The sequence below is a fragment of the Pseudomonas sp. genome (assembly GCF_036387035.1).
Classification (GTDB): domain Bacteria; phylum Pseudomonadota; class Gammaproteobacteria; order Pseudomonadales; family Pseudomonadaceae; genus Aquipseudomonas.
The window spans coordinates 1-8,196 of sequence record NZ_DASVUM010000267.1; the positions used below are offsets into that span (position 1 = coordinate 1).

Below are 8,196 nucleotides of genomic sequence, written 5' to 3' on the forward strand. Positions count from 1 at the left end.
GTGCCGTGAACGCAGCAATCCTTTGGCGGGCAGCGACGGGTCCGGCGTGCGGTTCTCGGCGATGGCGGCGACCAGCGCGCGCTGGGCCGGCATGATGATGCGCAGCACGTTGCCGACCATGATCGTGCCGATGATCGCACCTGTGTGCAGGTAAGCGGCCCGCCCGCTGAACACCTGGCTGAAGCCGAAGCAGGCAGCGATGATCAGCACGAACAGCACCAGGCCCAGCAGGGCAGGGCGCTTGCCCAGCGGCGAATCGCAGAGGATATCGTAGATCGTCCAGCTGGCGATCAATGAGCCGACGCCGATGGCGATGCCTTCGCTGCCGCTCAGCGTGCTGCCCGGTGCCAGCAGGTAAAGCGTGGGGTTGGAATAGAACACGATGCACAGCAACGCAATGCCCGACATCCAGGTCCAGTAAGCTTCCCATTTGAACCAGTGCAGGTCGTCCGGCATGGTGGGCGGGGCCAGCTTGTACTTTTCCAGGTGGTAGATACCGCCGCCGTGAATTGCCCAGAGGTCGCCCGACAGACCGTCGCGCGGGTTGGCGCGGTTGAGGTTGTTCTCCAGCCAGACGAAGTAAAAGGACGCGCCGATCCAGGCGATCCCGACGATCATGTGAATCCAGCGCACGCCCAGATTCAGCCATTCCATCAGATGTGCAGCCACAGTCTTACCCTTTGCCTGCCACCCCTTGGCGGGTGGTCAGACCCTTCTTATAGTTGGGGATCGAGAACCATCTTCTGACTCTCTTCGAAGAAATGCTCATCGCAGTTATTGCCACTGCCACTGCGATCAACCACCAGGAAGTCATCCCGCTTTTCGATCGTCAGCACCGGGTGGTGCCAGACGCCGCGATGGTAATTAACACCCTGCCTGCCATTGGTGATGAAGGCGCGGGTCAACTCGGGTTCGGGTGCATCGCCACGTGGCGCGACCACGACCAGAAAAGGATGGCCGAGCAGCGGAATGAAGGCCTGGCTGCCCAGCGGATGGCGCTCCAGCATGCTGATGGTCAACGGCATGTCCAGCGCTTCGGCGCGAAAGATGCTGATGATCGCCTTGTCGTCCGGCGTGGCCGTTTCGACCTCGGCCAGACGGTGAAAGCGCATGGTCGAGCCGTTGTTGATCATGAAATGATCGCTGCCGTCGGTTTCGATGACATCGCCGAAGGGGGCGAAGGCTGCCTTGGTCAACGGCTCGATGATCAGTGTGCGCATGCGGAGTCTTCTGTTTTCAGGTTCAAGATAAATAGCGTCATTGCCGACCACGGATCTGTACGCTTGCACATCACCTGTGGGAGCCGGCTTGCTGGCGAAGAGGCCGGAGACAACCGACCCATCTTTAGCGGACGGTACATTGCCTTCGCCAGCAAGCCGGCTCCTACAGAGTCATATGCTGATGATTATCACGCGGAGCGTGGGAACCATCAGACACGCGGGTTATTTCGCCACTTTGCCCAGCACCCGCAACCGGCTCACGCCGCCATCGGGGAAAACGTTCAGGCGGATATGGGTGATCGGCCCCAGCGCCTTGATCTGCTCGACGAAGGTGTGTTCGGCGTGCATCGAAAGCTTCTGGCTGGGCAGCAATTCACGCCAGAACAGGCTCTGGGTTTCGATCTGGCTGTCGGTGCCGCCTTTGACGAACGCCGCCTGAATCGAGCAGCTGTCCGGGTAGTTGCCCTTGAAGTGCAGGGTGTCGACGACGATCTGCTCGACTTCCCCGGCATGGCCCAGCGCCACGATCACCCAGTCATTGCCAGGCGTGCGACGACGCGCGGTTTCCCAGCCATCGCCCATGTTCACGCCGCGGCCCGGGTTGAGGATGTTGCTCATGCGCCCGAAATGTTCGTCGGAGCAGGCCAGCGCACGGCCGCCATTCAGCGCCGCGGCGAGGTCGATTTGCTCGTTGTCGGCCACCGCCGACCAGTCCCGGTGCGGTACGCCATACACGCGCAGACGCGCGACGCCGCCGTCCGGGTAGATGTTGAAACGCAGGTGGCTGTACGCCTTGGCGTCGCCGATCTCGTGGTAATGGTGACTGTCACCTTTTAGCTCCACGGCCGGCAGCACTTCCTTCCACTCGGTGTGCTCGTCCGGCTCGCCCGACGCCAGGAAGCACCCCTCCAGCGAGGCTGACGGCGGGTAGTTGCCGGTGAAGTACGACGTGTCGATGTCCACACCCTTGATCGAGCCGGCGACGCCCAGACGAATCACCGCACTGTCGTAACCCTCAAAACGCTTGCGGCGCGACTCCCAGCCGTCCATCCACTTGCCGTTGTCGTCGAACACGCCTTCTTTCCACACCGCCGGCGTCGGCTGGAACAGGCGGTTGGCGTCGGCGAACCAGTCATCGGTGACGGAAAGGATCTTCGTCCCCAGACGTGCATCGGCCAGGTTGACGAACTTCTCGAAGGGTGCGGCGTAAGCTTTCATTCTTTTTGTCTGCCTTTGATAGTGGGCGTGGGAAAGGTCGGTCAGAGGGCTTGCAGGCGGAACATCGCGATCTTGTTGATCTCGGCGAGGGCGCAGGCAAACTCGGCGTCGGCCGTGTTGTGCATGCGCGTCTCGAAGGCCGCGAGGATCTGATGCCGGTTGCTGCCTTTTACCGCCATGATGAAGGGAAACGCGAACGCCGCTTTGTAGGCGTCGTTCAGCTCGGTGAAGCGCTGAAACTCTTCGGCCGTGCATTGGTGGATACCGGCGCCAGCCTGTTCAGAGGTGCTGGCTTCGGTCAGTTGGCCTTGCACGGCGGCTTTGCCGGCAAGGTCCGGGTGAGCGTTGATCAGCGCCCGTTGCGCGGCGTGATCGGCACTCAACAGGATGTCGCTCATGCGTGCATGCAGCGTTTCGATGTCATCAAGCTCGTGCAACTGGCCCAGGTCATAGGCCTGTTCGGCGACCCAGGGCGAGTGTTCATAGATGTCGGCGAAGGCCTGGACGAACTCGTCACGGCTGAGGGAGGAGGGCGTCAGGGTATGAAAACGGCTCATTCGGCAGCTCCGTTGAAGGGATGAACCTGGTGCCAGTGCCGCGCGATCTCGACGCGACGGGCATACCAGACTTGCTCGTGGCCTTTGACGTATTCCAGAAAACGTTGCAGCGAAGCCAGTCGTGCAGGGCGGCCGATCAGGCGGCAGTGCAGGCCGATCGAAAGCATTTTCGGCGCCTCCGCCCCTTCGGCGTAGAGCACGTCAAACGCGTCTTTCAAGTAGTCGAAAAAGTCATCGCCCTTGTTGAAGCCCTGCACCTGGGTGAAGCGCATGTCGTTGGTGTCCAGCGTGTACGGGATCACCAGGTGCGGCCTGCCGGTGGGGTTGTTCGGCTCCCAATACGGCAGGTCGTCGTCGTAGGTGTCGCAGTCGTAAAGGAAACCGCCTTCTTCCATCACCAGCCGTCGGGTGTTGGGGCCGGTGCGCCCGGTGTACCAGCCCAGCGGACGTTCGCCGGTGAGTTCGGTGAGGATGCGGATCGCTTCGAGCATGTGCTCGCGCTCCTGCGCCTCGTCCATGTTCTGGTAGTCGATCCAGCGATAGCCGTGGCTGCAGATCTCATGGCCGGCGTCGACCATGGCGCGGATCACGTCGGGGTGTCGCTGCGCGGCCATGGCCACGGCAAAAATGGTGAGCGGGATATCGAATTGTTTGAACAGCTTGAGCACGCGCCATACGCCGGCCCGGCTGCCGTATTCGTAGAGCGATTCCATGCTCATGTTGCGTTGGCCCTGCAGCGGTTGCGCGGCGACCATCTCGGACAGGAACGCTTCAGACTCCTTGTCGCCATGCAGAACGTTGCGCTCACCGCCTTCCTCGTAATTGAGCACGAACGACAGCGCGATACGGGCATTGCCTGGCCAGTGGGGATGGGGCGGGTTACTGCCGTAACCGATCAGGTCGCGTGGGTAGTCGGCGCTCACTGCAATCTTCCTTATCTACATGTGTTCGGCGGCGTTGGTCGTCTGGGCAAAAACATCCGGATGCCACGACGATCGCTGCGAGGATGAGATTGTATACAACTTTATTTACAACTTGTAACCCTGTTTTTTCATCTCGCGTCACGTCGAGGCTGTTCAAAGCCTCTGCAATAAACTTGCCTGATGAGTCAGATATTGCGTCTGGAACACGCCATTGGCGCGGCGAATGCCACTTCTCGGGCGTCAGGCATGTGATGAGCAGGGGAACGCAATTTAAGCGATTTTAATTGTGTACAATTCATCTTCAAACTGTCTTAATCCTGCTTCTGTCTTACCGCGAGCGCCCGGTTGGGGTGCACGCCATCTTTCTTACTGAATGAGGCAACGACACGCCATGGGACGACTCACCACTCACGTGCTGGACGCTGCGCATGGCTGCCCCGGCAGCTCAATCCGCGTGACGCTTTACCGGGTCGACGGCGAACGGCTGGAGAAAATCGCCGAGGCCGTCACCAACAGCGACGGCCGCTGCGATGCGCCGCTCTTGCAGGGCGATGACTACTCATCGGGTGTCTACCAGATGCAGTTTCAGGCCGGTGAATACTTTCGCAGCAAGGGCGTGCAGCCCGGCAAGCAGGCCTTTCTCGACGAGGTGGTGCTGCGCTTTGGCATCGACGCCGGGCAAGACCACTACCACGTGCCACTCCTGATCTCGCCCTACAGCTACTCCACCTACCGCGGCAGCTAAATCGCTGGCGCTTGCTGATCAACCTGTTCCCCCTGTTCCTCTTGCCCGCCCACACTGCGGGCTTTTTTTTGCCCTTGGCTTTTGCCGCGGGCTTTGGGCTTTCAAAAACTCAGCGGCTGATCAGGGCGACGGTGCCGGCGGTGCCGAACAGGCCGGCGCTGATGCGGTTGAACCAGGTCTGGCCCTTGCCCGTGCGCAGATAACGGGCGGCGCTCCGGGCGCTGAGGCCGTAGAACAATTTGCAGCTCAGGTCGAGGACGGTCCAGGTGATGATCATGGTGATCAGTTGGCCGAAGAACGGCTGATCGGCCTTGAGAAATTGCGGCAGAAAGGCGGCGAAAAACAGGATGTCTTTGGGGTTGCTGGCGCCCAGTACGAACGCGCGCCAGAACAACGAGCCAAAGGCCGGTGTACGGAGCGCCTCGGGCACTTCAGCGGCGCTGGCGGGCTGGCGTGATTGTTTCCAGCTCTGCCAGGCGAGATAAGACAGGTACAGGCCGCCGACGATTTTCAGTGCACTGAACAGCTGCTCGGACGCCAGCAGCAACGCGCCCAAGCCCAGGGCAGAAGCGCTGAGCAGGCAGATCGACGCGCAGACGCCGCCGAGGAAAGCGGGGTAGGAGCGCAGCAGGCCGTAGTTCAGGCTGTTGCCGATCATCAGCAGCGACAGCGGCCCCGGAATCAATATAACGACCAGTGCGGCGCCGCTGAACAGCAGCCAGGTTTCCAGTGTCATGGGTGGTTCTCCTTGGTTATTTCAAAAAAGCAAAACGCCGCTTGCTGCGCGGCGCCATGTCTTGTGCGGGTTCGACCGACGGGATGTGTGTCTGCCCAGCCATTAATGGCCGGGCCAGGTGGACGCAGCCTTACAAAAACACAAACTTGGCAATGAAGATCGCGCACAGCACCCACAGGCTGATGGAGATTTCCCGGTGGCGGCCGGTGCCCGCCTTGAGCACCACATAGGTGATAAACCCCAGCGCAATCCCGTCCGCGACCGAAAACGTCAGCGGCATCATGATCGCCGTGACGATCGCCGGAATGCTGTCGGTGGCTTCTTCCCAGTCGATGTGCGCCATGCCGCCCATCATCAGCATCGCCACGTAAATCAATGCACCTGCGGTCGCGTAAGCGGGAATCATGCCAGCCAGTGGCGCGAAGAACATCGCCGCCACGAACAGCACGCCCACCGTCACGGCGGTCAGACCAGTCCGACCCCCGGCTGCCACGCCCGAGGCGCTTTCCACGTAACTGGTGACCGGTGGCACACCCACCATCGCGCCGAACACACTGGACGCGCTGTCGGCCTTCAACGCCCGCGAGAGGTTTTCGATGCGACCGTCTTCGCGCACCAAACCGGCGCGCTGTGCCACACCCATGAGCGTGCCGGCGGTGTCGAACATGTGCACGAACAGAAACGCCAGTACCACGCTGATCATGCTGACGTTGAACACGCCCGCCAGGTCCATTGCCATCCAGGTCGGCGCCAGGCTCGGCGGCATGGAGAAGATGCCGCCGTAATGCACCAGCCCCAGCCCCCAGCCGGCCAGCGTCACGGTGATGATGCTGATGAGGATCGCGCCGAACACCCGGTGATAACTCAATACCGCAATCATCAGAAAGCAGATGGCAGCGAGCAGCGGAGCGGGCTCGCGCAACGAACCGAGCCTGATCAGCGTCGCCGGGCTGTCCACCACGATTCCGGCGGTCTTCAGGCCGATCAGCCCGAGGAACAAGCCGACCCCCGCGCCCATGGCGTAACGCAGGCTGACCGGGATGCTGTTGAGCAGCCATTCGCGGATCCGCGAGAGGGTCAGGAACATGAAGATCACGCCCGAGACGAACACCGCGCCCAGCGCTGTCTCCCAGCTGTAGCCCAGGGTGCCGACGACGGTGTAGGTAAAGAACGCATTCAGGCCCATCCCCGGCGCCAGGCCCACCGGCCAGTTGGCGTACAGTCCCATCAGCAGACAACCGAGTGCAGCGGCGATGCAGGTGGCGACAAAGGCCGCGCCGTGATCGATGCCGGCGTCGGCCATGATGTTGGGGTTGACGAAGATGATGTAAGCCATGGTGATAAAGGTCGTGAGCCCTGCCAGCAGCTCGGTTCGGACGGTCGTGCCATGCAGGCTGAGCTTGAAGAGGCGTTCAAGCAGGCCTTTGCGCGGCAGCGTGAGATCCAGCGGCGTGGCTTCGGTTTTGCGACTTTCCACAGTGAAATCCTCGGGACGTTTTTGTTGTTATGACAAAGCCGGTGGCGGGCTTCGGGAGGCGAGTGGACCCGTCAGGCCGATTTGTTGACTGAGAGGTCAGAAACGTTCACGAGGGATTATGCTTTTGTATACAAATAATGCAAATAATGTTTTAGGTTTTGTACGGAGTATTTGGCGGATTGTGTGCATAACGCGCCGTGCTTCCGGAACCTGTGCAGACGTTGCCGGCTGTGTACAATGCGCCATTACTTTTACTGTGACTTTGCCGGGATATCTGCTATTGGTTGCTCCAACAGTGGTCGTACCCGCCCTGATCACGGCAAGGCCCAGCGCCGGATTCTGTTACCACGAGTGCCCATGAACGATCAGTTGCAACCTCTCAAGAAACACCCGCGCACGGCTAAATCCGGCCGCAGCGGCACCCAGGACGACATCGTCTACGCGCACATTTTCGAGGCCATACTCGAACAGCGTCTGGCGCCTGGCACCAAGCTGAGTGAAGAAGCCCTCGGCGAGATCTTCGGCGTGAGCCGCACCATCATTCGTCGCGCACTGTCGCGTCTGGCCCACGAAGGCGTAGTCTTGCTGCGTCCGAACCGTGGCGCAGTGGTGGCCAGTCCGAGTGTTGAAGAGGCACGCCAGGTGTTCTTCGCCCGGCGTCTGGTGGAGAAGGCGATCACCGAACTGGCGGTCGAGCACGCCACCGCGGAACAGCTCGGCGAGCTGCGCCAGATGGTCAGCGACGAGCGCGACAGTTTTTCCAAAGGTGATCGTGGCGCGGGGATTCGTCTGTCCGGGGAATTCCACCTGAAGCTGGCGGAAGCCGCCAAAAACGCTCCGTTGATCAGCTTCCAGCGCAGCCTGGTGTCACAGACCTCGCTGATCATCGCCCAGTACGAAAGCGGCAACCGCTCGCACTGCTCCTATGACGAACACACCCAACTGATCGACGCCATCGAAGCCCGCGATGCCACGCTGGCGGTGAGCCTGATGATGCATCACATGGACCACATCGACAGCAAGCTCAACCTCGACGAAGAAAGCGCCTCGGACGACCTCCACGCCGTCTTCTCGCACCTGATGCTGCCCAGGAAAAAAGCAGGGCGCAGCCCGGCGGTCTGACCCCCCGGTTCGCCGCACAACGTGCGGCGAGCGCATTATTCGCGCCGAAACCACAACCTGTAGGAGCGTGGCTGTAGCGGTCCAGTTTTATTGGACCATTCCGTAGGAGTATTTAGGCCGCCCGCTTCTCAAAGACAGCGGGTGGCACGTTGTTCGAGGCGGTGTGACAGCGACGATGGTTGTAATGCGAAATAAAAT

The 8,196-nt window shown here is 60.9% G+C and carries 9 protein-coding genes; 2 read left to right on the plus strand and 7 right to left on the minus strand.

Translation table 11 applies throughout. The features are described 5' to 3' along the window. From VF672_RS23820 to puuE, 5 genes are all read right to left on the minus strand, one after another. Positions 1–669 (minus strand): urate hydroxylase PuuD (locus tag VF672_RS23820; RefSeq protein WP_331107566.1); only part of this gene is annotated, 669 nt, incomplete at its 3' end. 47 nt (positions 670–716) lie between these two features. Beyond that, on the minus strand, positions 717–1,220 hold the full coding sequence (locus VF672_RS23825) for an ureidoglycolate lyase (RefSeq protein ID WP_331107568.1): 504 nt from the start codon (positions 1,218–1,220) through the stop codon (positions 717–719). A 222-nt stretch (positions 1,221–1,442) separates the two neighbouring features. Continuing rightward, positions 1,443–2,438 carry an allantoicase gene (gene alc, locus VF672_RS23830; RefSeq protein ID WP_331107571.1) on the minus strand — a complete coding sequence of 332 codons (996 nt, stop codon included), beginning with the start codon at positions 2,436–2,438 and terminating at the stop codon, positions 1,443–1,445. A 41-nt stretch (positions 2,439–2,479) separates the two neighbouring features. Further along, positions 2,480–2,995 (minus strand): 2-oxo-4-hydroxy-4-carboxy-5-ureidoimidazoline decarboxylase, encoded by a 516-nt coding sequence (uraD, locus tag VF672_RS23835; protein WP_331107573.1) that lies wholly within the window; start codon positions 2,993–2,995, stop codon positions 2,480–2,482. Beyond that, positions 2,992–3,918, minus strand: coding sequence for an allantoinase PuuE (gene puuE, locus VF672_RS23840; RefSeq protein WP_331107575.1), 927 nt, complete (start codon positions 3,916–3,918; stop codon positions 2,992–2,994). The genes uraD and puuE overlap by 4 nt, the downstream gene beginning before the upstream one ends. Before the next feature lie 391 nt (positions 3,919–4,309). Here puuE and uraH point away from each other — a divergent pair, with 391 nt between their 5' ends. Further along, complete coding sequence (gene uraH / locus VF672_RS23845) at positions 4,310–4,663, plus strand: hydroxyisourate hydrolase (RefSeq protein ID WP_331107577.1); 354 nt, start codon at positions 4,310–4,312, stop codon at positions 4,661–4,663. A 109-nt stretch (positions 4,664–4,772) separates the two neighbouring features. On the opposite strand, the gene VF672_RS23850 is transcribed toward uraH, so the two are convergent. Beyond that, complete coding sequence (locus tag VF672_RS23850; RefSeq protein WP_331107579.1) at positions 4,773–5,399, minus strand: LysE family translocator; 627 nt, start codon at positions 5,397–5,399, stop codon at positions 4,773–4,775. A 130-nt stretch (positions 5,400–5,529) separates the two neighbouring features. Next, a complete protein-coding gene (locus VF672_RS23855) occupies positions 5,530–6,876 on the minus strand; it encodes an NCS2 family permease (RefSeq protein WP_331107581.1) in 1,347 nt (448 codons plus the stop codon). 357 nt (positions 6,877–7,233) lie between these two features. Between VF672_RS23855 and VF672_RS23860 the strand changes: the two genes are divergently transcribed. Next, positions 7,234–7,998, plus strand: a complete 765-nt coding sequence (locus tag VF672_RS23860) for a GntR family transcriptional regulator (RefSeq protein ID WP_331107583.1) — start codon at positions 7,234–7,236, stop codon at positions 7,996–7,998. Positions 7,999–8,196 lie beyond the last annotated feature (198 nt).